The following is a 294-nucleotide window of genomic DNA, read 5'->3' as shown; positions in this document are numbered from 1 at the left end:
ACCTTCGCCGACGTGGCCGGCATCGACGAGGTCGAGGGCGAGCTGAACGACGTCGTGGACTTCCTGAAGAACCCCGACGCCTACCGCCGGATGGGCGCCAAGATGCCGCGCGGTGTGCTGCTCGCGGGTCCGCCCGGCACCGGTAAGACGCTGCTGGCGCGCGCGGTCGCGGGCGAGGCGGGCGTGCCGTTCTTCTCCGCCTCGGCGTCCGAGTTCATCGAGATGATCGTCGGCGTGGGCGCCTCCCGGGTGCGGGAGCTGTTCGCGGAGGCCCGCAAGGTGGCGCCGTCGATC

General features: G+C 72.1%; 1 protein-coding gene. It reads left to right on the top strand.

The features are described 5' to 3' along the window. Positions 1-294: AAA family ATPase (locus tag IF37_RS40480; RefSeq protein WP_037858537.1), on the top strand; the 294-nt coding region annotated here is incomplete at both ends.

Source organism: Streptomyces sp. NRRL S-31 (genome assembly GCF_000718775.1).
In the GTDB taxonomy this organism is placed as follows: Bacteria; Actinomycetota; Actinomycetes; order Streptomycetales; family Streptomycetaceae; genus Streptomyces.
The sequence above is the reverse complement of the archived record's forward strand: the minus strand, read 5'-3'. Positions and strand labels throughout refer to the sequence as shown.